This is a genomic window from Aliiroseovarius zhejiangensis (genome assembly GCF_014656375.1).
Lineage (GTDB): Bacteria > Pseudomonadota > Alphaproteobacteria > Rhodobacterales > Rhodobacteraceae > Aliiroseovarius > Aliiroseovarius zhejiangensis.
This window is the reverse complement of record NZ_BNCH01000002.1, coordinates 204,932-228,686: the sequence shown is the minus strand read 5'-3', so window position 1 is coordinate 228,686 and position 23,755 is coordinate 204,932. Positions and strand designations below refer to the sequence as shown.

21 protein-coding genes are annotated in these 23,755 nt (G+C 61.0%); 18 read left to right on the top strand and 3 right to left on the bottom strand.

Annotated features, from left to right (window positions below; genetic code table 11):
- Positions 1-3: 3 nt before the first annotated feature.
- From IE188_RS05815 to IE188_RS05800, 4 genes are all read left to right on the top strand, one after another.
- Positions 4-633 carry a 3-oxoacid CoA-transferase subunit B gene (locus IE188_RS05815; RefSeq protein ID WP_191285530.1) on the top strand — a complete coding sequence of 210 codons (630 nt, stop codon included), beginning with the start codon at positions 4-6 and terminating at the stop codon, positions 631-633.
- 144 nt (positions 634-777) lie between these two features.
- On the top strand, positions 778-1,803 hold the full coding sequence (locus IE188_RS05810) for a lysylphosphatidylglycerol synthase transmembrane domain-containing protein (RefSeq protein WP_229836542.1): 1,026 nt from the start codon (positions 778-780) through the stop codon (positions 1,801-1,803).
- The gene (locus IE188_RS05805) at positions 1,784-3,097 is read left to right on the top strand and encodes an FAD-binding oxidoreductase (RefSeq protein WP_191285528.1); all 1,314 of its coding nucleotides are present in this window, start codon (positions 1,784-1,786) and stop codon (positions 3,095-3,097) included. Before IE188_RS05810 ends, IE188_RS05805 begins: the two co-directional genes overlap by 20 nt.
- Before the next feature lie 4 nt (positions 3,098-3,101).
- The gene (locus IE188_RS05800; protein ID WP_191285527.1) at positions 3,102-3,851 is read left to right on the top strand and encodes an SDR family oxidoreductase; all 750 of its coding nucleotides are present in this window, start codon (positions 3,102-3,104) and stop codon (positions 3,849-3,851) included.
- A gap of 11 nt (positions 3,852-3,862) precedes the next feature.
- Here IE188_RS05800 and IE188_RS05795 read toward each other — a convergent pair whose 3' ends face one another.
- Together IE188_RS05795 and IE188_RS05790 are read right to left on the bottom strand one after the other, a co-directional pair.
- Positions 3,863-5,323 (bottom strand): UbiA family prenyltransferase, encoded by a 1,461-nt coding sequence (locus IE188_RS05795; RefSeq protein ID WP_229836539.1) that lies wholly within the window; start codon positions 5,321-5,323, stop codon positions 3,863-3,865.
- Positions 5,313-6,113, bottom strand: coding sequence for a lytic transglycosylase domain-containing protein (locus IE188_RS05790; RefSeq protein WP_229836617.1), 801 nt, complete (start codon positions 6,111-6,113; stop codon positions 5,313-5,315). Before IE188_RS05790 ends, IE188_RS05795 begins: the two co-directional genes overlap by 11 nt.
- Before the next feature lie 390 nt (positions 6,114-6,503).
- Here IE188_RS05790 and IE188_RS05785 point away from each other — a divergent pair, with 390 nt between their 5' ends.
- The 11 genes from IE188_RS05785 (at position 6,504) to IE188_RS05735 (ending at position 17,312) form a co-directional block, all read left to right on the top strand.
- Positions 6,504-6,701, top strand: a complete 198-nt coding sequence (locus IE188_RS05785; RefSeq protein ID WP_191285526.1) for a Flp family type IVb pilin — start codon at positions 6,504-6,506, stop codon at positions 6,699-6,701.
- A 252-nt stretch (positions 6,702-6,953) separates the two neighbouring features.
- A complete protein-coding gene (cpaB, locus tag IE188_RS05780) occupies positions 6,954-7,790 on the top strand; it encodes a Flp pilus assembly protein CpaB (protein ID WP_191285525.1) in 837 nt (278 codons plus the stop codon).
- Between the two features lie 249 nt (positions 7,791-8,039).
- Positions 8,040-9,446 (top strand): type II and III secretion system protein family protein, encoded by a 1,407-nt coding sequence (locus IE188_RS05775; RefSeq protein WP_191285524.1) that lies wholly within the window; start codon positions 8,040-8,042, stop codon positions 9,444-9,446.
- Positions 9,447-9,453: 7 nt separating this feature from the next.
- The gene (locus tag IE188_RS05770) at positions 9,454-10,125 is read left to right on the top strand and encodes an OmpA family protein (protein ID WP_229836538.1); all 672 of its coding nucleotides are present in this window, start codon (positions 9,454-9,456) and stop codon (positions 10,123-10,125) included.
- A 414-nt stretch (positions 10,126-10,539) separates the two neighbouring features.
- Positions 10,540-11,814, top strand: a complete 1,275-nt coding sequence (locus IE188_RS05765; protein ID WP_191285522.1) for an AAA family ATPase — start codon at positions 10,540-10,542, stop codon at positions 11,812-11,814.
- Positions 11,815-11,827: 13 nt separating this feature from the next.
- The gene (locus tag IE188_RS05760) at positions 11,828-13,297 is read left to right on the top strand and encodes a CpaF family protein (RefSeq protein ID WP_191285521.1); all 1,470 of its coding nucleotides are present in this window, start codon (positions 11,828-11,830) and stop codon (positions 13,295-13,297) included.
- A 2-nt stretch (positions 13,298-13,299) separates the two neighbouring features.
- Positions 13,300-14,268 (top strand): type II secretion system F family protein, encoded by a 969-nt coding sequence (locus IE188_RS05755; RefSeq protein WP_191285520.1) that lies wholly within the window; start codon positions 13,300-13,302, stop codon positions 14,266-14,268.
- A gap of 14 nt (positions 14,269-14,282) precedes the next feature.
- Positions 14,283-15,257, top strand: a complete 975-nt coding sequence (locus IE188_RS05750) for a type II secretion system F family protein (protein WP_191285519.1) — start codon at positions 14,283-14,285, stop codon at positions 15,255-15,257.
- 102 nt (positions 15,258-15,359) lie between these two features.
- A complete protein-coding gene (locus IE188_RS05745; RefSeq protein WP_191285916.1) occupies positions 15,360-15,905 on the top strand; it encodes a tetratricopeptide repeat protein in 546 nt (181 codons plus the stop codon).
- Positions 15,906-15,937: 32 nt separating this feature from the next.
- Positions 15,938-16,804, top strand: a complete 867-nt coding sequence (locus IE188_RS05740; RefSeq protein ID WP_191285518.1) for a tetratricopeptide repeat protein — start codon at positions 15,938-15,940, stop codon at positions 16,802-16,804.
- A gap of 7 nt (positions 16,805-16,811) precedes the next feature.
- Positions 16,812-17,312 carry an A24 family peptidase gene (locus IE188_RS05735; RefSeq protein WP_191285517.1) on the top strand — a complete coding sequence of 167 codons (501 nt, stop codon included), beginning with the start codon at positions 16,812-16,814 and terminating at the stop codon, positions 17,310-17,312.
- Positions 17,313-17,346: 34 nt separating this feature from the next.
- Here the strand turns inward: IE188_RS05735 and IE188_RS05730 are convergent, their stop codons facing one another.
- On the bottom strand, positions 17,347-19,029 hold the full coding sequence (locus tag IE188_RS05730) for a hypothetical protein (protein WP_191285516.1): 1,683 nt from the start codon (positions 19,027-19,029) through the stop codon (positions 17,347-17,349).
- Between the two features lie 121 nt (positions 19,030-19,150).
- Here IE188_RS05730 and IE188_RS05725 point away from each other — a divergent pair, with 121 nt between their 5' ends.
- The 3 genes from IE188_RS05725 (at position 19,151) to pdeM (ending at position 23,711) form a co-directional block, all read left to right on the top strand.
- Entirely contained in the window at positions 19,151-20,464 is a 1,314-nt protein-coding gene (locus tag IE188_RS05725) for a P-loop NTPase family protein (RefSeq protein WP_191285915.1), read from the top strand.
- 113 nt (positions 20,465-20,577) lie between these two features.
- Complete coding sequence (locus IE188_RS05720; protein ID WP_191285914.1) at positions 20,578-22,992, top strand: ligase-associated DNA damage response DEXH box helicase; 2,415 nt, start codon at positions 20,578-20,580, stop codon at positions 22,990-22,992.
- Between the two features lie 56 nt (positions 22,993-23,048).
- On the top strand, positions 23,049-23,711 hold the full coding sequence (gene pdeM, locus IE188_RS05715; protein WP_191285913.1) for a ligase-associated DNA damage response endonuclease PdeM: 663 nt from the start codon (positions 23,049-23,051) through the stop codon (positions 23,709-23,711).
- Positions 23,712-23,755 lie beyond the last annotated feature (44 nt).

Genomic DNA, 23,755 nt, shown 5'->3' with positions numbered 1-23,755 from the left:
GCAATGGCTTGGAACCGCAATCAAATGGCCGCCCGCGCTGCGCAAGAGCTGCAGGACGGCTGGTATGTAAACCTTGGCATCGGCATTCCAACGCTTGTGTCGAACTATATCCCTGACGGAATCGAGGTCACGCTGCAATCGGAAAACGGGATGCTTGGCATGGGCCCCTTCCCGACCGAGGACGAGATCGACGCCGACCTGATCAACGCGGGCAAGCAGACCATCACCGAACTGCCGCAGACCGCCTATTTCGACAGCTCGATGAGCTTCGGCATGATCCGGGGCGGCAAGATCGCAATGGCGATCCTGGGCGCGATGGAGGTGGCTGAAAACGGCGACCTTGCCAACTGGATGATCCCGGGCAAGCTGGTCAAGGGCATGGGCGGCGCGATGGATCTTGTGGCCGGAGTGGGCCGTGTTGTGGTCGTGATGGATCACACCAACAAGCACGGCGACTCGAAGGTGCTGAAGGAATGCACCCTGCCGCTGACCGGCAAAGGTGTCGTGGATCGCATCATCACAAACCTGGGTGTCATGGACGTGGTCGAGGGCGGTCTGAAAATCGTCGAGACCGCCGATGGCGTCACCGAAGACGAACTGCGCGCCGCGACCGAGGCGACGATCGTCAACTGAACGCGCGCCAGAGTATGGCATGAAGGGCTCCCGCGTGGGGGCCCTTTTTCGTGGCGGGATCGTTTGCGCCTTATTCCCCCTCGCTTTTGCTTGGCTGCTTTCATATTCTCGCCGTAATCCCCCGCCATAAGCCGGGAAATGACAATGAGCAGCACCAACCCAATACCGTCCACCGCTGGGAAACAGTCGGCAAGCACACCCGCGCCCCGGCGGCTGCGAGACACGCTTGTGTTGCTGGGACTGTTCTTGCTGGTGCTGGTTGGGCTGATCGGACTGGCCGCCGCAACGGGGTGGGAAGAGACCCGCGCACAACTGGCGCGGCTGTCGGTCGGGCAGTTTGCCGCTCTCTTGGCGCTCAGCCTTGTAAACTATGTCTTTCGTGGGCTGCGCTGGCACATCTTCGCCCGCAAGCTGGGCTTGCCCACAGGGCTGGTGCAAGACCTGCGCCATTTTCTGGGCGGGTTTGCCATGTCGGTCACGCCGGGCCGGGTCGGAGAGCTTGTGCGGATGCGCTGGCTGAAACGCGAAACCGGCTGGGCGTTTGAGCGCACCGCGCCGCTTGTGCTGGTGGATCGGGCCTCGGACCTGTCGGCCATGGCGCTGATCCTCGGGCTTGCGCTGGCCTTCTCAGCCACCGGCATCGCGGGCGGCCTGCCTGTGACCCTTCTTGCCCTGATCGCCGCCTTCGCCGCCACCCGCCCCCGCCTTCTGGCCGGGCTTGCCACGATGGGGCACAGGATCACCGGGCGGTTTGCGCGGCTCTGGGCCAAGCTGCGCCGCGCCGCAGTGTCGCTGTCGGCCTTCACCTCGCCCACGCTGATGGCCGTTGCCGCGCTGATCGGCGTCGTCGGCTGGATTGCCGAAGGCTATGCCTTTCACCTGCTTCTGATGTGGATGGGGGCCGATATCGGCTTTGCCAAAGCGGTCGCGATCTTCGTCTTTTCCACCCTTGCCGGTGGTCTGACCGGTGCCCCCGGCGGTGTCGGCGGGGCCGAGGCCGCGATGGTCGCCCTGCTGGCGATGGAAGGCGTGCCGCTTGAGGTCAGCATCCCCGCCACCGCCATCATCCGCGTCACCACGCTCTGGTTTGCCATCGGGATCGGCCTTCTGGTCTTTCCCCTCGCCGAACGAATTTCATTGAGACATACACATGGTTTGGAAAACGACTGACTATACCGGCTGGGGCCGGGTTCACCACGCCACCGCCGAACTGGCACGGCCCGAACGCGCCCGCAGCCTGAAAGCCGTGGTCGCAGGGCATTCCTGCCCGGCCATCGGCAATTGCCGGTCCTATGGCGATGCGGCACTGAATGATGGGGGCCGCGCCATCGACATGACGCGGATGAACCGCATCATCGGTTTTGACGCGGATACCGGCGTTGTAACGGTGGAATCGGGCATCACCATCGGCGATCTGGCCCATGTCTTTGCCCCGCGCGGCTGGCTGCCCGCCGTCATGCCCGGCACCGGCTTTGCCACCGTGGGCGGCTGCATCGCGCAGGACGTACATGGCAAGAACCACCACAACGCGGGCAGCTTCGGCCAGCATGTGCTGTCCGTTACGCTGCTGAATGGCGACAAGCGCACCGTCGCCACCCCCACCCGCAACGCCGCTTTGTTCCGCGCCACGATGGGCGGCATCGGCCAGACGGGCGTGATCGCCGAGGCGAAATTGCAACTTAAACCCTGCCCCGGCGACGTGATGATGGTCACCGAACGAAGGGCCGAGGATTGGGACGCGCATATCGCCCTGTTGGATGGCAGCCAGGCGACCTATTGCGTCGGCTGGATCGACACGACCGCCAAGGGCGACGCCCTTGGGCGCGGCATCATCGAAGAGGCGGAACTGGCCGCTGGGCTTTTGCCCAAAGCGAAGCCGTCGAAGAAAATCCCGATGGACGCGCCGGGCTTTGCCCTGTCCGCGCCCATCGTGCGGGCATTCAACAACGCCTATTACAGGCGGGTACCAACCTCTGGCCGGTCATCCGTCAAGCGGATCGACGAGTTCTTCTTTCCACTCGACAAAATCCACGACTGGAACCGACTTTATGGCAAGCGCGGTTTTTACCAGTTCCAGAACGTCGTGCCGTTGGATCAGGTGGGCGCGTTGAAAGCGATGCTGGAGTTGATTGCAGGCGCGGGCTTGTCCTCGCCCTTGGCCGTGCTCAAACGCATGGGACCGGGGCGCGCGGGGCATATGAGCTTCCCGATGGAGGGCTACACGCTGGCTGTCGACTTCCCGGCCCGTGAGACGGCCGTGGACCTGATCGCAATGCTTGAAGATATGACCGTGGATGCAGGCGGGCGGCTCTATCTTGCCAAGGACGCGCTGGCCAGTGGCCCGGCGATCAAGGCGATGTATCCAGACCATGGCGACTGGGTGAAACAGGTCAACAAGGCCGACCCGGATCACGCGCTGGAAACCGATATGGTGCGCCGCCTGAACCTTCGCGAGGCTGGGTGAGAACATGACAAAGACCAAACAAAATCAATGCTGGATCATCCTTGGCGCGACATCGTCCATGGCGCGCGCCTTTGCGCAGGCCGTGGCCGACCAAGGCGCGAGCGTCATTCTGGCGGGCCGCGATATGGACGACCTGAAACGCTCAGCCACCGACCTGTCAGCCCGTGGTGTCACCGCAGAGGCGGTCAAGTTCGACGCCCGTGACATCGCCACCTTCCAACCCATAATCGACCGTGCCACGCGTCAGGATGGCGTGATCAATGCCGCCGTGTTCGTCGGCTCCATGCCCCCGCAGGACGAGATTGACACCAACCCGTCCCTGATCGACGGCGTGGTGAAAGACAGTCATACCGGCCCGGCGGCGTTCCTGACCATGCTGGCCCCAATCATCGAGGACCGGGGTGCAGGCACAGTGGTCGGTGTCTGCTCGGTCGCGGGGGACCGTGGGCGTATTGGCAACTATGTCTATGGCTCGGCCAAGGCAGGATTTGCCACCTATCTGTCGGGCCTGCGCAACCGCCTGACCCGCGCGGGTGGCCATGTTGTAACGGTCAAGCCCGGCTTTGTGGACACCGCAATGACGTGGGGGATCGAAGGCATGTTCCTTGTCGCCTCACCCCAGAAGGTCGCTGCCGATATCCTGAAAGCGGTCGAGAAGCAGCGCAACGTGATCTATACGCCGTTCTTCTGGCGTTACATCATGCTGATCATCCGCAGCATCCCCGAGTTCATCTTCAAGAAAATGTCGATCTGAACGGGTGCGCGTCAGCCCACCCCGAACCACTCCTGCCACAGTCCGGCGGCATAGAACATGATCGAGATGGTCATCAGCATCAGCCCGATGCCGCGCTTGTCCTTCATGGCAAAAACGATCGGATCGTAATCCTGCTTGCCATACCAGCCAAGCCGCACCATGCGGATCATCCACCAGGCCAGTGGCAGGCCTGCCACCCACATCAGCCATTGCGTCTTGTAAAGCGATAGCGCCTGTTCGGTGAAGGAATAGAGAAAGAACGCGACCAAGGACGCCACGACGCCCAGTGAGGCGACGTTCAAAAGGTCGGGCCGGTCCGGGCGACCGTAACCCCGCCCCGGCAGACGTTCATCCGATGTGGCAAGGGTTAGTTCGGTCAGGCGCTTCACGCAGCCCAAGGCCAGGAAGACCGGGAAGATGAACACCAGCAGATAGCCCGACACGGGAATGTCGGTCGCCGCAGCCCCTGCCACGACGCGCAAGGTATAGAGCGACGCCAGCACCGCGATATCCACCCAGCGCATCCGTTTCAGTTTCAGCGAATAGGCCAGCGACAGCGCCATGTAAAAACTGACGACACCAAAAAACGCCCATCCCAGATAGGCTGCAATACCCAGCGCGATCGCCGCCAGGACAAGGAATGACACCATCCCCACCTGGATCGGCACCGCGCCCGAGGCGAAGGGGCGTTTGCATTTCTTCACATGCAGCCGGTCGGCCTCAAGATCCAGCAGGTCATTCACCAGATAGATCGAGGACGCCGCCGCCGAAAAGCTGATCACGCCAAGGATGGCAAGGATGAACGTGTTCAGGTCAAATGCGTGTCCGGCAATCATCGGCACGAACAGAAGCACGTTCTTGACCCATTGATGCGGGCGGAAGCTTTTCAGAACGTCTTTCATGCGCCAGCCGCCCGCGATCTGGGTGACGGGCTTGCCCTGCGCCTGCAACGCCTTGGCGGAACGCGGATCGCCCACGACCAAAGCCGCATCGGCATGATCCCACACCGCGCGGTCCACCGGGGCGTTGCCGGCATAGTGGAACCCGCCCTCGCCGAAGGCAGCCACCAGCGCCGCGGCCTTGCGCGCGCCTTTCAGGTTGGTCTGCCCGTCCGAGGCAAAGACATGATCCGACAGGTCGTGATCGGCGGCAAGTTGCGCCACAAGGCTGTGATCCGACGCCGAGGCAAGCACCACTTCGCGCCCTTCGGCCTGCGCGGCGCGGGCAACCTCCAGCACGTCAGGATCAACCGGCAGAAGGTCGGTGCGCAGGGCGGCTATGCGGGCCAGCTCCGCCTTCAGACGGGCCGGATCGCGAAAATGTGTCAGGCTGGTTTGCAGCGTGTGAATCGGATCGCGGCCCAGCCCCGCCCAGAAACACTCGAACAGCAGATCCGTGCGCAGGAATGTTCCGTCCACGTCCAGCACGAACGGTTTCTTGGTCAACTCTTCGGCCATCACATCACGATCCATTCACCGCAAACACACATCCATCCGACAAAAGCTCGGGCGGGGTCAGGCACAGCCCGCGCGCCACCTTCCATGCAGCCAATACCTTGGGCACATAGGCGCGGGTTTCGGCATAGGGGGGCACACCGCCATTGTCTTTCACCGCGTTCTCGCCCGCATTGTAACCAGCAAGGGCGAGGATCGGATCACCGTCGAAGTGATTTATCAGCCAGTTCAGATAAGCAACGCCCCCCTTGATGTTCTGAGTGGGGTTGGTGCTGTCCTCGACACCAAACCGGGCGGCGGTGTCGGGGATCAACTGCATCAGCCCCTGTGCGCCTGCATGGCTTTCCACATCCACGCGCCCGCCGCTTTCCACCGAGATCAGGGCCAGCACCAAGGCAGGCGAGACCGGCGTGCCGATCGTGGCGTTCAGGATGTCGCTGCCATGTGCACGGGCGATGGTTTGCAGGTGTTGCAAGCGGGGTTGCGCCATGCCCTCTTGTGTTTCCAGCAGATCAAGAGCGGTGCGCACATTGCCGGGGCCGGCCTTGTCCAGCCGCGGCGACACGGTGGTCCAGAACCAGTCCCATTCTGTCGGCTGAGGTGTCGGGACGCCTGCCGCCACCTCTTCGATGTGATCGGGCGAAGGGGTCTTGGACGCTGGTGTCCTGGGCGCCAGGGCGGCCGCTTGGGCGGCGGGGTCGATCTGGATGGTCAGACGTTTTGCCCCGGCCTGGGGCACCGACACGCGCTTGAAGGTAAAGTCGGGAAAGGGCGCGGGCTGCGTGTCGGCCTGCGCCTGGACCCCCATCGCAAGGATCAGGAATATGCTTATGTTCACGAAGCGCCGCATTTTGCGGTTCACTGCTCTGCCTCGAATTGTTTTCCTGTTTGTTGCAGATTTCGCCTGTCAGGGCCAGATTTACCTGATATTGTTCACAAGATTTGCGCCATTCCGCGCAGGAAAACCACAGATGCAAGAATTTTATCAATTTTATTTTCACGCATATTCAGACAGTTAACCGATCAAATCCTTAAAAAATGGTTAAACCAGAAAAGGTACGAAACCTGCCCAACTCTCGCCCCAATCAGGGGGCTAATTAGGGTCATGCCAAGCAGCGCAGAGGACAGCAAGGTTCAGGCGCCAAGGTGAAGTAGTAAAGTTGAACACGACAAACCAAGTAAGTAATGGAGCGATAAAATGAAACTTTTTGACCTGATCAAGACCTTCCAAGCCGACGAAGACGGTGCTGTCACCGTGGACTGGGTTGTGCTGACCGCCGCCATCGTGGGCCTCGGCATTGCAGTTCTGACCTCGGTTTCGGGCGGCACCAAGTCGCTGGCCGGCAAGATCTCGAGCTCGCTGAGCAACATGTCGGTCCCGACCTACACCAACTAATAGGTCCTATGCGCCTGCCGGATCATCTGGCAATGACAAGAATGAAAACCGCGTCCCCGACGCGGTTTTCGGTTTTCAGGCTGCACCACAGAAGCGTGCTGAACAATCGGGACTGGAAATTGTTGACGTTTCCTGTGAAGTTCACCCTAAATTCACGCTTTATACTTCAAATTGCCTCAATTCACATTGACATGTAGATGAGGGAGTTGGTGTGTGATGCCTCTGGCGTCCTGTTGTGGGAAAGGAACTTAAATGCGTTTGCTCTTTGGACTGGTCCTGATCGTTGGCGTCGGCCTGGCCGGGTTCGCAGTGTACATGGCCAAGGATTATATTGGCGGCTACCAGGCCCAGCTTGAAGCCGAACGCGCAGCACGCGCAGCCATTGTTCCCACGGTTGATGTGTTCGTCGTGAACCGCCCGCTGCGCTATGGCGAACAAATGACAGCCGACGACATCCGGTCGGTGAAGTGGCCGGAGAATGCCATTCCCGCAGGCACATTTTCCAAGATTGAAGACGTGTTCCCGGATGGGGAAAAGAAATTCCGCACCGTCCTGCGCGCCATGGAAAAGGACGAAGCCCTGCTTCAGGTCAAGGTGACAAAACCCGGCGCGGATGCCGGTGTGTCCTCGCGCCTGGCAACGGGAATGCGCGCCTATGCCATCAATGTCGATGTCAGCTCGGGCGTGTCCGGCTTTCTGCGGCCTGAAGACCGGATCGACGTCTACTGGACCGGGCGCGGCTTTGATGAACTTGGTGATGGCCAGGCCGTCACCAAGCTGATCCTGGCGAATGTGCATATCATCGCGGTCGACCAGATCGCCGACACCGACCGCACCGGGCCGACGATCGCGCGCACCATCACCGTCGAAGTGACCCCCCGCCAGGTGGCCGCCCTGGCCCAGGCCCAGTCCAGCGGACGCCTGTCTCTGGCGCTTGTGGGCACGCAGGACGAAACCGTCACCTCGAAGGTCGAGGTGGGACAGGGTGAAATCATGGGCGAAGTCGTTGGTGTGCAGGAAGAAGTCTGCACCGTCCGCACCCGTCGCGGCGGCGAGATCATCGAGACCAAGATCACCTGCCCCGAGTGATCCCGATCAGATTTTAGCGCGATTTCAGGGCAAACTGACACCGCCAAGGCCATGTCGCAGCAGTTGAACTGTTGCGACATGTCCACATGAAGCTACCCAAGCAACCTATTGATTCTTGCATTAATTCGATTTCTGCCGCAGTCTGCCACGCAATCGGGTCTCAAGACCCATCAAATCGGGCAAAAGACCCGGAGCAGTCAAGTGGGCAACACCCACGCTATCCACACGTGGTCAGAGAGGCAGGATCACATGAAAGTTGATCATTTTATCAAGGCAGCCCTATTGGGTCTGACGCTCGGGGTCGGCGTACCGACAGCATCGTCGGGCGAAACGCTGCGCGTCATGAGCGGCGCCCCATCCGGCGCGCTTAAAGTTCCCATGAATCGGGCTGTGGTCGTCGAAAGCGACGCCCCCTTCGCCGAACTTTCCATCGCCAATCCCGGCATCGCGGATATTTCGACCCTGTCGGACCGCACCATTTATGTGCTGGGCAAGACACCGGGGCGCACCACTTTGACGCTTCTGGGGGCTGATGGCAAACTTATCACCAATGTCGATGTGCATGTCGCACCGGATATCGCAGAGTTCAAGGAACGCCTGCGCCAGATCCTGCCCGGTGAGCAAATCGAAGTGCGGACCGCCAATGACGGGATCGTCCTGTCCGGCATGGTCAGCTCGATCCAGCGACTTGATCGCGCGCTTGACCTGGCCCAACGCTACGCGCCCGATCGGGTGTCGAACCTGATGACGGTCGGTGGCACGCAGCAAGTCATGCTGAAGGTGCGGTTCGCCGAAATGGGTCGCTCGGTCAGCAAATCGCTGTCCGGCTCGCTGGCCTTCGGCAATCCCTTCACGGACAACACCATCGGTGAAACGGGCACGTTTCTGACCGGCGGCAACTCCATCAACGGACCATATAATGTCTCGCCGGGGTCGCAAGGCGCCACGAAGATCGGTTTCAATGTTGGTGGGCTGCAGATGGCAGTCTTGCTGGAAGCCCTTGAAACCAAGGGCGTTGTGCGCACTTTGGCTGAACCGAACCTGACGGCCTTGTCCGGGCAGGAAGCCTCGTTCCTGGCCGGTGGCGAATATCCCCTGCCCGTGTCCAATGGTGACAACGAGATCGCCGTGACCTATAAGCCGTTTGGTGTCGAACTGACCTTCACGCCCACGGTGCTTGCCGATGACGTGATCAACCTGCAACTGAACGCGGCCGTGTCGGGGCTGGACGAATCCGTCAGCTATAACAATGGCGGCTTCAGCATCAATGCCTTCCGCCGCCGCGAAACCTCGACCACGGTCGAAATGCGGGACGGCGAGAGCTTCGCAATTGCCGGTCTGATCGAGGATGATTTCCAGGACAATATCGGCGCCGTGCCATGGCTGGGCGACATCCCGGTTCTGGGCGCGCTGTTCCGGTCAACCGAATACCAGCGGTCGCAATCGGAGCTGGTGATCATCGTGACCGCGCATCTTGTCACTCCGACACGCGGCGAGGCGCTGGCCGTACCGACCGATCGGATCCGCCCGCCATCCGAGCAGGATCTGTTCCTGTTCGGCAATACGACCGCCAAGAACCGGCCCAAATCCGGGGCGGCAGGCGAAGTGGCGCAACAGGACTTTTCCGGGTCCTATGGCTATGTGATGGAGGACTGAGATGCCGATGAAACGTATCAAACCAGTGCTCGCGGCCACCTCGGCGATTGCCATTCTGACGGCATGTTCAGGGGCGGATGTGGCGTCGAAATCCTGGTTCTTTGAGGCAGGATCGCAGATTGACGAGGGCGGGCTGGGGCAACCCACCGCCTATAACACCGGGGTCCAGACCGGTCAGATCAACCCGGCCGTTGCCATGGCAAACCGGTTTAATCAGGAATCGCAGGACACGGTGAATTTCGCCTTCAACAGCTACGCGCTGGACGACACGGCGCGCGCCATCCTCAGCCAGCAGGCCCACTGGATCGCCCAGTTCCCCGAACTGCGCTTCCGCGTCTATGGTCACACCGACCTGGTCGGCTCGCACGCGTATAACCAGCGGCTCGGGCTGCGCCGCGCCCATGCGGTCGTGAACTATCTGGTCGCCAGCGGTATCAGCCGGTCACGGCTTGAGGCGGTGGTCAGCTATGGCGAGACCCGCCCGATCGTCGTGACGCGCGCGCCCGAGATGCGCAACCGTCGTACCGTGACCGAAGTCACCGGGTTCGTGGGCGGCCGCAAGCCCACCGTGCTGGATGGCAAATATGCAGAAGTCATCTATCGCGAGTACATCCGCAGCGCCGTGCCGCCCCCCATCATCTCGGCAGGGACCGCGGGCTCAGTCGGTGGCGGCGGTTGATCAGGACCAACAGAATAAAGGCGCGACAAGGTCGCGCCTTTTTTTCATGTGACCCACCCCGGCCCGCCACATTGTTGCCGCAATTCGAGCCAGTACACAGGGACGCTACAGGGCAGCTCTTGCCGTGAACCTCTTCATTTCATGAGATTTCCCTACGGAATCGAGATGCGATTTCCCGTTAAGGGTGAAGAGTTCTGCCGTTCTTCACTGGGAAACAGATCCATCATTTCCCCGGTGATCGTCCCAAATGAACGAATAATTTGGCGGTTTCAGCCGCAATGTTGCCCAGATTGACTGGCATTTCTTGTCCATTGGGAGCAGTCCGCGTGCAATTTTCGACTCACGCACGCCTTTGCGGGCAAAGGACCGATGGCAGAATGCCTGGGAGCGGGCTCTAACAGGAGGGATTTTACGATGAGTAGCAGTGTTGCGCTACACGCCGATCCGGAACCGATCGTTGCTTGCACGATCGCGCGGGACGTACAGAACTTCGATCTTCTGATCGAAGATATGGAAGCTGAGCTCGGCGAGGCATGGGGCGACCTGTCGCTTGAAGACGCGTTGGCGTTTTTTGCCCAACCGGATGCCGATGCGCTGGAGTTTGTCGCGATCGCGATGGACGATCAGGACGAGGCCGATCTGTCAAAAGTGGCCAGTGTCATCCGTGCCGCCGGCGAAAAGGGCATCAAAGTCATCGTGATCGCGGAAGAGGTCAGCCCGATCGCGCTGCACCAGCTTCTGAAAATGGGCGCTGAAGAGTTCGTCCCCTACCCGCTTCCCGAAGGTGCGTTGCACGACGCCATTGAACGGTTGCGCGCCCCTGAACCGGAAGCTCCGGTCCGCCTTGACCCCGCAAACCAGTCGCCTCAACTGAAGGCTGACGGCGGGCACGAGGCGGTCATCCTGGTCGTTCAAGGGCTGGCCGGTGGCACCGGCGCGACCACGCTTGCGGTGAACCTGGCCTGGGAACTGAGCCAGATGGACCGCTCGAAAAAAGACAAGAAGGCGGGAAAAACCCCGCCACGTGTCTGCTTGCTGGATTTCGGACTTCAGTTCGGGTCGGTGGCCACCTATCTGGACCTGCCGCGCCGCGACGCGGTCTATGAGCTGCTCTCCGACACCGAGGTCATGGATCACGAGATTTTCGCGCAGGCCCTTGTCAGTTTCGACGACGAAATGCAGGTGCTGACCGCGCCGCCCGACATGCTGCCCCTGGACATCGTCAGTGCCGAGGACATCCAGCGGATCATCGAAATGGCCCGCAGCAATTTCGACTATGTCGTGATCGACATGCCCAACACCGTCGCGCAATGGACCGAAACGGTCCTGCATGCGGCGCATGTCTATTTTGCGACGCTCGAACTTGACCTGCGCTCGGCCCAGAACACGCTGCGCATGATCAAGGCCCTGAAATCCGAGGAACTGCCGGTGGAAAAACTGCGCTATGTGCTGAACCGGGCGCCGAAATTCACGGATATGTCGGGCAAGTCGCGCGTCAAACGGCTGGCCGAAAGCCTTGATATCTCGATCGAGCTGCACCTTCCGGATGGGGGCAAGCCTGTCACGCAATCCTGCGATCACGGCATCCCCCTGGCCACCGGGGCACACAAGAACCCGTTGCGCAAGGAAATCCAGAAACTGGCGCAGTCGGTTCACGATCTGAACCAGGCTGAAGCCACGGCCAACTGACCCAGGAGGCGCCATGTTTTCCCGCTATAAAAAGCCCACGAAACCGGCCACGGGGACACCCGACCTGAAAGCCGTCGACGGCGGGCGGGCAGACGCCGCGCCGAAAGCCAACCCCGCCCCCAATGGGGCAGCCGCGGCCCGGCCTCCGGTCTCGCGCCGGCAGGCCCCGGTTCAGGAAGCCCGCGCGCCGCAGGCGGACAAGGAACGCAAGCGCAAGGAACGGTTGTCCGAGATCAAGACCGAGCTTCACAAAGAGCTTCTGGACAACCTGAACCTTGGTGCATTGGAAACCGCCGCCGAAAAAGACCTGCGCGCGGAAATCACTGATATTACGTCAGAATTTCTGAGCACCCGCGATGTCGTTCTGACCCGCGATGAACGGCTTTTGCTGAACCAGGAACTGTATGACGAAGTGAAGGGTCTTGGCCCGCTTGAGCCGCTTTTGCAGGATGACACGGTCAACGATATTCTGGTCAACGGCCCCCAGCAGGTGTTCGTCGAACGCGCGGGCAAACTGCAACTGACCGATGTGACCTTCAAGGATGAGCGCCACCTTCTGCGGATCATCGACAAGATCGTGTCCGCCGTGGGACGCCGTGTGGACGAATCAAACCCGCATGTCGACGCCCGTCTGGCCGACGGCTCACGCTTCAACGCGATGGTGCCTCCGATTGCGGTTGACGGGTCGCTGGTGTCGATCCGGAAATTCAAGAAGGACAAGTTGGGCATTGACGAGTTGGTCAATTTCGGCGCCTTCTCCGAAGAGATGGCCGCCTATCTGCAAGCCGCCGTTGCCACACGACTGAACGTGATCGTATCGGGCGGGACAGGTTCCGGTAAGACGACCACGCTGAACGCGCTGTCATCGTTCATCGACAACTCGGAACGGATCCTGACGATCGAGGATACGGCAGAACTTCAACTGCAACAGACCCATGTGGGCCGGATGGAAAGCCGCCCAGCCAATGTCGAAGGCAAGGGTGCGGTCAGCCAGCGCGACTGTCTGAAAAACGCCCTTCGGATGCGTCCGGACCGCATCATCGTCGGTGAGACGCGCGGCGAGGAAGTCATCGACATGTTGCAAGCCATGAACACCGGTCACGATGGGTCGATGACCACAATCCACGCCAACTCGGCCCGTGATGCGGTGTCACGTCTGGAAAACATGATCGCCATGGCCGGGATCGAAATGCCGATCAAGGCCGTGCGCAGCCAGATCGCGTCGGCTGTGAACCTGATCGTGCAGGCCAGCCGCCTGCAGGACGGGTCGCGCCGCATGGTGTCGATCACCGAAATCACCGGGATGGAAGGCGACGTGATCTCGATGCAGGAAGTGTTCCGCTATGAACGTCTGGGGCTTGCACCCGATGGCAAGATCATCGGTCGCTTCAACGCCACCGGCGTGCGGTCGCACTATTCCGACCGGTTCCGCCAGTGGGGCTATGACCTGCCCGCATCCATCTATGAACCCTGGAGCGACTGAGAATGTCCATTTCCATCGAGCCAATCCTCTACGGCCTGATCTTCCTGGCAGTTCTTCTGCTGGTCGAAGGCATTTACCTGACCGTGTTCGGCAAGTCGATCAGCCTGAACAACCGCATCAATCGCCGGTTGGACATGCTGGAAAAAGGGGCCGCGCGCGAAGAGGTTCTGGAAAAGCTGCGCAAGGAGATGAGCCAGCACGTCAAGGCGCAGGGCATCCCCTTCTATTCGCTGCTGGCCACCAAGGCACAGAAAGCCGCGATTGCCTTTACGCCCACCCAGCTTGTGCTGATCATGGTCCTGTTGACGGTGTTCGCCTTTGTCGGGTTGGGGGTCGCCACCGCCGCGTCGCTGCCGGTGCGCGCCGGGATATCCGTCGTAATGGGGGTGGGCGGTGTTTATATCTGGATCAACAACAAGGCCAAGAAACGCACCGCGATGATCGAAGAGCAACTGCCTGACGCGGTTGAACTGATGGTGCGCAGCCTGCGGGTGGGGCATCCCTTCTCGTCCGCCGTGCAGATCGTTGCCAAGGAAGTGCCCGATCCGCTGGGCACCGAGATGGGCCTGATCGCAGATGAAAGCGCCTATGGCCGCGATGTGGGCGAGGCTTTGGCCAGCATGGCCGAGCGTCTGGACAACCAGGACATGCGCTTCCTGGCCGTTGCCGTGATCATCCAGCAAACATCGGGCGGCAACCTGGCCGAGATCCTGGACGGTCTGGCCAAGGTGATCCGGTCGCGCTTCAAGCTGTTTCGCCGCGTCCGCGCCATCACCGCCGAGGCGAAGTGGTCAGGCAACTTCCTGTCGGGCTTCCCGATCCTGGCGCTGGTCATGATCAACCTGATCCAGCCCAACTATTATGACAAGGTGCGCGACACGCCCTATTTCATTCCCGCCTGCCTGATCGTGGCGGGGTTCCTTGTGGCAAACATCTTTGTCATGCGGGCACTGGTGAACATCAAGGTCTGACCGAGGATTAGAAGATGGAACAGTTCAACACCCTTCTGACAGACCTGCTTGGCCCCGCCGGCCCCTTACTGGCGGTGGGCGCACTGGGGATTGTGCTGATCGTGGTCACCGTGCCATTTCTGCTGCGCAAGACCGAAGACCCGATCGAGAAACTGCGTAAGGCCCGCGAAAGCGGCAGCAAGAGCGGGCAGAAGGTCGATCTGCGCGTCGCCACAGGGTCGAACAAGCTTGAGAAATATTCCGCCTTTCTGGAACCGCAGGACGCCGAAGAATACTCGGCCGTTCAACTGAAACTGCTGCAAGCGGGTTATCCCGGCAAGAACGCGGTGCGGACCTTTCACTTTGCGCAGTTCGCGCTGGGGATCGGGTTGCTGGTGTTCGGGGTCTTTCTGACCATTCTGAAGACCGCGAATGGTCAGGAAATGACGACAACAGCGCGCATCCTGTGGATCCTGATCCCCGGCGTATGCGGATATATGTTGCCGAAATACTGGGTCACGCGCCGGGTCGAGACCCGCAAGGAAGAGATCACCAACGGCTTCCCCGACGCGCTGGACATGATGCTGACCTGCGTCGAAGCTGGCCAGTCGCTGGATCAGTCGATCTTGCGGGTGTCCAAGGAAATTCGCGCCTCATACCCGGCGCTGGCCGACGAGTTTTCGATTGTCTCGAATGAGATGAAAGCCGGTAAGGATCGGGTGCAGGTGCTGCGTGACCTGTCCGAACGGTCGGGCGTGCCGGATGTGGCCAGCTTTGTCACCGTGATGATCCAATCGGCCACGTTTGGCACTTCCATCGCCGATGCCCTGCGCGTCTATGCCGCCGAGATGCGTGATAAACGGGTCATGCGCGCCGAAGAAAAGGCAAACACCTTGCCCACCAAGATGACACTTGCCACTATGATGCTGACGGTGCCGCCGCTTCTGATCATTCTGATCGGCCCATCGATCTATGACATTTATCTGACCCTCAAATCGGTCCGTTTCTGACGCATATCCACGGGCCGCGCGAAGGAGCCACCGTTGACCACGCGCCGCCTGCCCTGCCCAAAGCCGCATCGGTTCACCCGCCTGCTTTCCGTGACATGCGCAATGCTGGCCAGTGTCGTCCTGGCAGGTTGTGCATCGGGCACCAACCCGTTTGACAAATCTCCCCCCAACCCCTATGCGCCCACCGCCCTGAAGCGCGGCGAAGAGGCTGTGGACGGGCTGACCGTCGGCCATCGGCTGACCGCGGCAGGTGAACACGAGCTGGCCCTAAAAGCCTATTTGCGCGCGGCCAGCGAACAGGGCGTCACCGTCGACGTGCTGTCGGCCATCGGGTCGGCGAACCTGCAACTGGGCCGGTTGGGCCAGGCCGAACGCATCCTCAGAAAAGCCACCGAAATGGATGGCAGTTTCGTTCCCGCCTGGAACAATCTGGGGGTCGTCCTGATGGAAACCGGCCAGATCGCCGAAGCAGCCCGTGTCTTTCAGATCGCATTTGGCGTGGATCGTGGCCAATCTGCCCAAATTCGCGAAAATTTGCGCTTGGCGCTCGCAAAGTCCGAAAATCCGGATTATGATCAGACGCATAATGATGCATTCGCGCTGGTGCGGCGGGGGACGGGGGATTACCTACTTCTGTCGCAAATCTAGGCGAAGACACGAGCAGTAAAAAGGACGCAAAAATGCGCCACACTATCTTTTTGACGCTCTGCCTTGGCAGCGCGGTTGCCCTGTCCGCTTGCAAAAAACCGAAATCGGGCGGCGAAGATGTCGAACGTGCCATCGCAGATGTGAACGTCATCGACGAAAGCAATCTCAATGACATCATGTTGACGGTGGGCGACCCTGACGAAGCGGTCGCCTATTTCAAACGCACAGCCAAGAGCCAGCCAAACCGCATTGATCTGAAGCGCGGGCTGGCGCAATCGCTGATCCGTGCCAAGCGCCCGGTCGAGGCGGTGCCGGTCTGGAAGGCCATCGCGGCCAGTCCCGAAGGCACATCGGAGGACCGGGTCAGCCTGGCGGACGCCCTGATCCGTGCCGGTGACTGGAAAGAGGCCGAGGCCGTTCTGGACAAGGTGCCCCCCACCCACGAGACCTATCGCCGCTACCGGCTTGAGGCGATGATCGCCGACAGCAATAAGGAATGGAAAAAGGCTGACAGTTTCTATGAAACCGCGGTTGGCCTGACCACCAATCCCGGTTCGGTCATGAACAACTGGGGCTATTCCAAGCTGACCCGCGCCGATTTCAAGGGGGCAGAGCAGCTGTTTTCGCAAGCCCTGAGCTATGACAGCAAGATGTTCACGGCCAAGAACAACCTGGTTCTGGCGCGCGGCGCACAGCGTAAATATGACCTGCCGGTCATCCCGATGACCCAGGTCGAACGCGCCCAGCTTCTGCACACGCTGGCCCTGTCGGCAATCAAGCAGGGGGATGTGGCGACCGGCAAAGGTCTGTTGCAGGAAGCGATCGACACCCACCCGCAGCATTTCGAAGCAGCGACCCGCGCGCTTGAGGCGCTGGAAAACAACGTCTCCAACGGGTGAACCGGGCATGAGCACCGCCATGACAAGCTGGGCAGCCCTTCTGTTTCTGCCCTTCGCGGTGCCGATTGCCCTGTGGGCAGTCTGGTCCGACCTATCGCGCATGAAAATCCCCAACAAGGCCGTTATGGCACTGACCATCGTCTTTGCGGTGGTCGGCCTGTTCGCGTTCGAGCTGGACGAGTATCTGTGGCGCTGGGTGCATCTGGTCGTGGTGCTGGTCATCGGCTTCGTGATGAACATGTTGCGCATGATGGGCGCGGGAGACGCCAAATTCGCCGCCGCGATGGCCCCCTTTGTCGCTCTGCCCGATGCGTTTCTGTTTCTGACATTGCTGGCGGTGATGACGGTGGCCGGGTTCATCCTGCACCGCATTGCGCGCAGCACGGACGCGGTCAAGGCCGCCACGCCCAACTGGGAAAGCTGGCAGCGGCGCGATTACCCCATGGGGCTGAGCCTTGGGACCACGCTAATCACCTATCTGCTGCTGGCCGCCGTGACCGGCGCCTGACGCGCCGGTTTGTGGCAACACATGCGCGCGGCGGCTATTCCGTGTCCTCATCCACTTCGACGGGCGGGACGACCCGTTTGGGCATCTTCCCCGGCAGACTGTAGAGCGTGTAGTAAGGCGTGCGCCGCGCCTCTTTGACCTCGTCAATCCAATCCTGACCCGAGACCTCGTCCAGGATCTTCTTGCGCGTATCGGCTGACAACGGGCAGGCTGGTACCAACAGATAGTCGGCGTTCTGGATCCCGCTCAACTCGCCATAATACCAAGGGGCGCCGCCCTTCAACGGCTCCAGATCGGCATAAAGCCAATAGCTGGACAAAAGGTCCGCAGAAAACAGCGACACGCCGCCGCCGGACCAATCCGCAATTTCCCGCGACACGGCGCGGAACCAGACCACCATTCCCAGTTCAAGCGAGCAATATTCCAGATCACGGCCCTTGAAGGTGACATCCGTGTCCTCGCGCGCGTCGTCGTCATATAGATCGGCGAAAAGGCTGTCCGGCCCGTCATAGGCGCTGCGCACATCCACCCGGGCAGCGCGTGGCGCATAGGTTTGCAGGTCCTCGTGCAGACCGCTGTCGGGCATCAGAGGCGCGTATTTCTCGACATCCGTTGAAAAGTGACGGACAGGGCTTGCCGCAAGGTTCAGAAACCCGGGCGTCGCAAAGGCCAGCGCCGCCACGGCAGAGATCGTTATGGCCTTCTGCAGATCCCATCCAAATCCGTTGAACACCGGCCCGGTCGGACGCAACGCCACCAAAATCAACCCCAGCAGCCAAAGCCAGTGCGGATCGTTGCCGTAATTCTGAAAGGTGACATAGAAAAACCCGGGCAACAGCAGAAGCAGCACCAGCCCCTCGGTCATCCGCCCGGCCTGACGCAGGAAGATCACCGCGCCGATCGCCACCAGCGATCCGCCAAGATAGGCCGGGGCGCTGACAATATAGCTCAGATTATGGCCAGGCTGCGGGCGCACGTCAGATGCAGCCACGTTCAGCAGGTCTTTCAGATAGGCCAGCCAGATAAGGGGCGTCCCGACCCACAAGGTGACCAGCAGCACGGCGACACATCCCGTCGCCAGCGCCCACAACAGCGCCCGGCCCTGACCGCGTGCCAGCAGCGCGACGATGACGGGGACAAGGAACGCGACGAAATAGGTGATCTTGATCATCGCCATCACCGCCATGGCCAGACCGATCACCATCCCGTCGGCGCGCGCAGAGCCACGCCCACGCGCAGGCAGCATCGCCGCCGTGATCGCCAGAAAGGCTGCGGCCCAGGCCCAGCGATTATAGTGCATGGAGACCGAAACCACATCGTCATCGGCCCCATAAACCAAGGCCACCGAGTAGATCAGGATAGTCGCACCAAACAGGTAGGACCAGATGCCATCGAACCGCGTCTTGGCCACCCACCAGGCGGGCAGAAAAAACACCGACGCCACAAGCAGTTGACCTGCATGAAACGCATGTCCGACCCCATATCCCGCCTTCAGGAACACGGTGATGGGGGCGAAAGCAAGAACACCGATGGGGGTGACGAAATCAAGATGCGGCCAATCCCCGTCCGCCATGCGCAGCAGCATCTGCAGCAGGTGCAACGCATCGCCTTCGTGCTTCGAGATGAACAGCCCGCCCTTGCCGAAGAACGTCACGGCATACAGACCGATCAGGCCCGCCATGAAGGCTGCCAAAAACTTGCCTTTATTTGCGCTCATACCTGCCCTCATTCTTTTGTAGCTAAAATAGCGCCAATAAGGCGTATCGCAATGCTTTGTAATTTTCTGGTCAATTTATTGACCTGATGGATCAAATCGCAACATAAGATCGGGCATGACAATGAATGTACACAGCACGGACATGATGGCCCCCCCAGTGGCAATGACCCTGTCCGAAACCGGGCTGTCCCTGGTGATGATGCGGGATATCCTGCTGAAAACCATGTTCCGCACCAATCTGGAACTGATCTCTGATCTGGAGCGGACGCTCTGCCTGCCGGCCCGCGTGGTGCAGGAATTGATCGACATGTGCCGCGATGGCGGGCTGGTCGAGGCGATGGGCACACTGCACGCAGGCTCCAAATCGTCGGAAATGGGCTATCGACTTTCCGACACCGGCAAGGCACGCGCGCTGGATGCGCTGTCGCAGTCCGAATATTTCGGCGCCATGCCGGTGCCGATGCAGGTCTATGCCAAGCAGGTGAAACGCCAGTCGATCCGCAACATTCACATGTCGCGCGAACAGTTGACCGGTGCCATGGGCCACCTGATCCTGCCGCCTGACCTGCTGGACCAGTTGGGGCCAGCAGTTGGTTCGGGCCGCTCGATCCTGATGTATGGCCCGCCGGGCAACGGGAAATCCTCGATCTCGAACGGGATTCGCGACGCGTTGGGCGACAAGATTTTCGTGCCGCGCGCCATCGAATATTCCGGGCAGGTGATCACCGTCTATGACCCCATCGTGCACACGCTGGCCGAAGAAGAAGACGGCGACCCCAACGCCCTGCGCCGCGTGTCCAAGAAATACGACCGCCGCTATGTGCTGTGCGAACGGCCCACGGTGATCACCGGGGGTGAATTGACGCTGGACATGCTGGACCTGGTCTATAACCCGACCGCGCGGACCTATACGGCCTCGCTTCAATTGAAATCGACCGGCGGCGTCTTCATCGTGGACGACCTTGGCCGTCAGGCCGATCCGCCCCAGGCGCTGATCAACCGCTGGATTGTGCCGCTGGAAGAAAACAAGGACATCCTGGCCCTGCAATCGGGCGAAAAGTTCGAGGTGCCGTTCGACACGCTCGTCATCTTCTCGACCAACTTCCACCCCAACAAGATCTTCGACAAGGCAGCCCTGCGTCGGATCTTCTACAAGATCAAGATCGACGGGCCGGATCAGGAAGGGTTCCTGAAAATCTTTGCCATGGTTGCCAAGAAAAAAGGCATGCCACTGAACCAGGAGGCATTGGTTCATCTTTTGAAAACCAAATATCCGACGATCGACAATATCTATGCCAACTATCAGCCGGTCTTTCTGATCGACCAGATGCTGTCGATTTGCTCGTTCGAGGGCATCTCGCCGCAAATGTCGCCGGAGCTGATCGACCGGGCTTGGGAAAACATGTTCGTAAAAGAAGAGGAGATCGTGCACTAACGCGATCTGACCGAGCAGCAAAGGGCGATCCGACGTGCACCCGGGTCGCCCTTTTTTGTGAGCGGTGCAATTGCGGCATGTTCACGGCGCACCACTTTGCCTATCCTGCCCGCATGACCGCCCTGCCCCCGCATTTCGACAACTGGTTCGCCCAACGCGGCTGGTCGCCGCATCCGCATCAGGTGGAGATGCTGGCGCACGCCGATGCCCCGGCCGTGATGCTGATTGCCCCCACTGGCGGCGGCAAGACCATGGCGGGCTTTTTACCCACGTTGGTCGAGTTGGGCGCGTCCCCCGGTCCGGGGTTGCACACGCTCTATATCTCGCCTTTGAAGGCGTTGGCCGCTGACATGCGCCGCAATCTGACCGCGCCGATTGATGAGATGGGGCTGGCGATCCGGGTCGAGGATCGGTCCGGCGACACCACCCCGACCCGCAAGAAAGCCCAGCGCGCCGACCCGCCGCATATATTGTTGACCACGCCCGAGAGTCTTGCGCTCTTGCTCAGCTACCCGGATGCGCCGCGCATCTTCGCCGGGCTGAAACGCGTGGTGGTGGACGAGTTGCATGCGCTCTCTGAAAGCAAACGTGGCGATCAGTTGATGCTGTGCCTGTCGCGCCTGCAGGCGCTGTGCCCTGATCTGCGGCGCGTCGGCTTGTCGGCGACGGTCGAAGACCCGCCTGCGCTGGCCCGTTTCCTCGCCCCACACCCGACCCCCTGCAAGATCATCGAAGCCGACCCCGGTCCCGACCCGGACATCGCGATGCTGACCACCGACACCCCGCCTCCCTGGTCGGGTGGGGGCGGACGCTATGCCATCCGCGAGGTGCTGGCCGAGGTGGCAAAGCACAAGACCACGCTGATTTTTCACAACACCCGCGCGCAGGCCGAGATCTTTTTTCACGAGCTCTGGATGGCCAATGACGCGGCCCTGCCCATCGGCATTCACCACGGGTCGCTTGCGCTTGAACAGCGCAAGAAGGTCGAAGCCGCGATGGTGGCCGGACGCCTGCGCGCCGTGGTCTGCACCGGATCACTGGACCTTGGGCTGGACTGGGGCGATGTCGATCTGGTCATTCAGGTGGGCGCGCCCAAGAACGTCAAACGGCTTGTGCAGCGGATCGGGCGGGCCAATCACCGCTATAACGCGCCATCAAAGGCGCTGATCCTGCCCGCCAACAGGTGGGAGGTCATCGAATGTCACGCCGCGATCGAGGCGGTTCTGGCTCATGACCTTGACGGCGATCCGCGCGGCCCCGGCCCGCGCGACGTGCTGTGCCAACACATTCTGATCACCGCCTGCGCGGCACCCTTTGACGCCGACGCCCTTTTTGCCGAGGTCACAACGGCTGGCCCTTATGCCGACCTGACCCGCGCCGAATTTGACGAATGCCTCGATTTCGTGGCAACCGGGGGGTATGCCCTGCGCGCCTATGACCGCTGGCAACGGCTGATGCAGCGCGCCGATGGGCTGTGGCAGTTGCGCGACCCCCGGCTGGCCCAGCAGGTGCGGATGAACGTGGGCACGATCATCGACACCGACACGCTGAAGGTGCGGATGAAGGGGCGGTCGCGGGCGTCTGTGGGCAAGCCCCTGGGCGAGGTCGAGGAAAGCTTCGCCGCCTCGCTGGTGCCCGGTGACACTTTCCTGATGGGCGGCCAGATCGTCCGGTTTGAAAGCTTGCGCGAGATGGAAGTGCAGGTCAGCCGCGACCGGGGGCGCAAACCGAAACTTGCCGTGTTTTCAGGCACCAAATTTTCGACCTCGACCCAATTGTCCACCCGCATTCTGGATCTTCTGCACCGTTCCCCCCTGCCTGACCTACCGCGCCATACGCTGGATTGGATCGCGTTGCAGCGTGAGGTCAGCCAGTTGCCACGCGCGGGACGCATCCTGGTGGAAAGTTTCGATCACGAAGACCGCCCGCACACCTGCATCTATGGGTTCGCGGGCAAAAACGCACAGCAGACGCTGGGCCTGATGGTCACCCGCCGGATGGAGGAGATGGGCCTTGGCCCGCTGGGTTTTGTTGCCACCGACTATGCCACGCTGATCTGGTCGCTGTCGCATCTAGACACACCGGCACAAGTGCTGGACGCCGCGGGCTTGCGCGATGGGCTGGACGGGTGGTTGGCGGAAAACGCATTGATGAAACGCAGCTTCAAGGGCGCGGCCACCATCGCGGGGTTGATCACCCGCAACCTGCCGGGCAAACGCTCGACCGGGCGGCAGGCGACCTTTTCCGCCGACATCCTTTACGACACGCTGCGCAAATACGACCCCGATCACCTGCTGCTGTCCATCACCCGCATTGAGGCGATGCGCGGGTTGATCGGCTTTGGCCGGATTGACGAGATGCTAGCGCGCACCGGCGGGCGGATCGACCATGTTCGCCCGGACCATGTCACCCCCTTCGCCGCCCCCCTGTTCCTTGAGGTCGGCAAAGTGCCGGTGGACGGCGCCGGGCAAGAGGCATTGATGCGCGCCGAGTCAGATCGCCTTATGATGGAAGCCGGACTGCAATAGCCGGCAGGTCGGTGTAAAAACTTGCAAACGCGCGGAAAATCGACTTGGTAGATTGCATGAAGGGGTATGAGTTTATTTTCACGGGGGTGAAGCTGACCTTGCTGCCGTCGGGGGCGTTGTGGTGGCCCGACAAAGCCCTTCTGTGCGTCTCGGACCTGCATCTTGGCAAATCCGAACGCATGGCGCGAAATGGCGGCGCGATCCTACCGCCCTATGAAACGCGCGACACGCTGCACAAGCTGGAACGCGATATCGAGGCGACGGGCGCACGCACGGTCGTTTGTCTGGGCGACAGTTTCGACGATCTTGAAGCCTCGGAAAACCTGCCTGAAGAGGAAGCCCTGTGGCTGACCCGTCTGATGGCGGGCCGCCGCTGGGTCTGGATCGAAGGCAACCATGACCCGGGCCCCATCGAGTTTGCCGGCACCCATCTGGCCGAGTTGCTGCAACCGCCCTTGCACTTTCGCCATATCGCGCGGGTTGGTGCCGCGGGCGAGATCACGGGCCATTTCCACCCCAAGGCGCAGCTTCATTTTAAGGGCCGCTCGGTCAGTCGTCGGTGCCTGTTGTTCGATGGCGACCGGGTGATCATGCCGTCCTATGGCACCTATACCGGCGGGCTGCGCACCGACAATTCCGTCCTGTCGCGCCTGATGCGGCAAGAGGCGATTGCCGTCCTGCTAGGCGATCCCCCCCAGCCAATTCCGATGCCACGATAACGTTTTGTGACGTGGCGTTTTGATTGCGCAGCCCGCGTCTGTGC

What these genes read in the sequence shown, in the direction of transcription:
- pdeM (WP_191285913.1), top strand. Translation starts at nt 23,049, where the DNA reads ATGAAGGGGTATGAGTTTATTTTCACGGGGGTGAAGCTGACCTTGCTG.
- IE188_RS05810 (WP_229836542.1), top strand. Translation starts at nt 778, where the DNA reads ATGAGCAGCACCAACCCAATACCGTCCACCGCTGGGAAACAGTCGGCA.
- IE188_RS05740 (WP_191285518.1), top strand. Translation starts at nt 15,938, where the DNA reads ATGCGCCACACTATCTTTTTGACGCTCTGCCTTGGCAGCGCGGTTGCC.
- IE188_RS05745 (WP_191285916.1), top strand. Translation starts at nt 15,360, where the DNA reads ATGCTGGCCAGTGTCGTCCTGGCAGGTTGTGCATCGGGCACCAACCCG.
- IE188_RS05750 (WP_191285519.1), top strand. Translation starts at nt 14,283, where the DNA reads ATGGAACAGTTCAACACCCTTCTGACAGACCTGCTTGGCCCCGCCGGC.
- cpaB (WP_191285525.1), top strand. Translation starts at nt 6,954, where the DNA reads ATGCGTTTGCTCTTTGGACTGGTCCTGATCGTTGGCGTCGGCCTGGCC.
- IE188_RS05725 (WP_191285915.1), top strand. Translation starts at nt 19,151, where the DNA reads ATGAATGTACACAGCACGGACATGATGGCCCCCCCAGTGGCAATGACC.
- IE188_RS05805 (WP_191285528.1), top strand. Translation starts at nt 1,784, where the DNA reads ATGGTTTGGAAAACGACTGACTATACCGGCTGGGGCCGGGTTCACCAC.
- IE188_RS05815 (WP_191285530.1), top strand. Translation starts at nt 4, where the DNA reads ATGGCTTGGAACCGCAATCAAATGGCCGCCCGCGCTGCGCAAGAGCTG.
- IE188_RS05785 (WP_191285526.1), top strand. Translation starts at nt 6,504, where the DNA reads ATGAAACTTTTTGACCTGATCAAGACCTTCCAAGCCGACGAAGACGGT.
- IE188_RS05800 (WP_191285527.1), top strand. Translation starts at nt 3,102, where the DNA reads ATGACAAAGACCAAACAAAATCAATGCTGGATCATCCTTGGCGCGACA.
- IE188_RS05735 (WP_191285517.1), top strand. Translation starts at nt 16,812, where the DNA reads ATGAGCACCGCCATGACAAGCTGGGCAGCCCTTCTGTTTCTGCCCTTC.
- IE188_RS05730 (WP_191285516.1), bottom strand. Translation starts at nt 19,029, where the DNA reads ATGAGCGCAAATAAAGGCAAGTTTTTGGCAGCCTTCATGGCGGGCCTG.
- IE188_RS05765 (WP_191285522.1), top strand. Translation starts at nt 10,540, where the DNA reads ATGAGTAGCAGTGTTGCGCTACACGCCGATCCGGAACCGATCGTTGCT.
- IE188_RS05790 (WP_229836617.1), bottom strand. Translation starts at nt 6,113, where the DNA reads ATGGGGGTCCAGGCGCAGGCCGACACGCAGCCCGCGCCCTTTCCCGAC.
- IE188_RS05720 (WP_191285914.1), top strand. Translation starts at nt 20,578, where the DNA reads ATGACCGCCCTGCCCCCGCATTTCGACAACTGGTTCGCCCAACGCGGC.
- IE188_RS05755 (WP_191285520.1), top strand. Translation starts at nt 13,300, where the DNA reads ATGTCCATTTCCATCGAGCCAATCCTCTACGGCCTGATCTTCCTGGCA.
- IE188_RS05770 (WP_229836538.1), top strand. Translation starts at nt 9,454, where the DNA reads ATGAAACGTATCAAACCAGTGCTCGCGGCCACCTCGGCGATTGCCATT.
- IE188_RS05760 (WP_191285521.1), top strand. Translation starts at nt 11,828, where the DNA reads ATGTTTTCCCGCTATAAAAAGCCCACGAAACCGGCCACGGGGACACCC.
- IE188_RS05775 (WP_191285524.1), top strand. Translation starts at nt 8,040, where the DNA reads ATGAAAGTTGATCATTTTATCAAGGCAGCCCTATTGGGTCTGACGCTC.
- IE188_RS05795 (WP_229836539.1), bottom strand. Translation starts at nt 5,323, where the DNA reads ATGGATCGTGATGTGATGGCCGAAGAGTTGACCAAGAAACCGTTCGTG.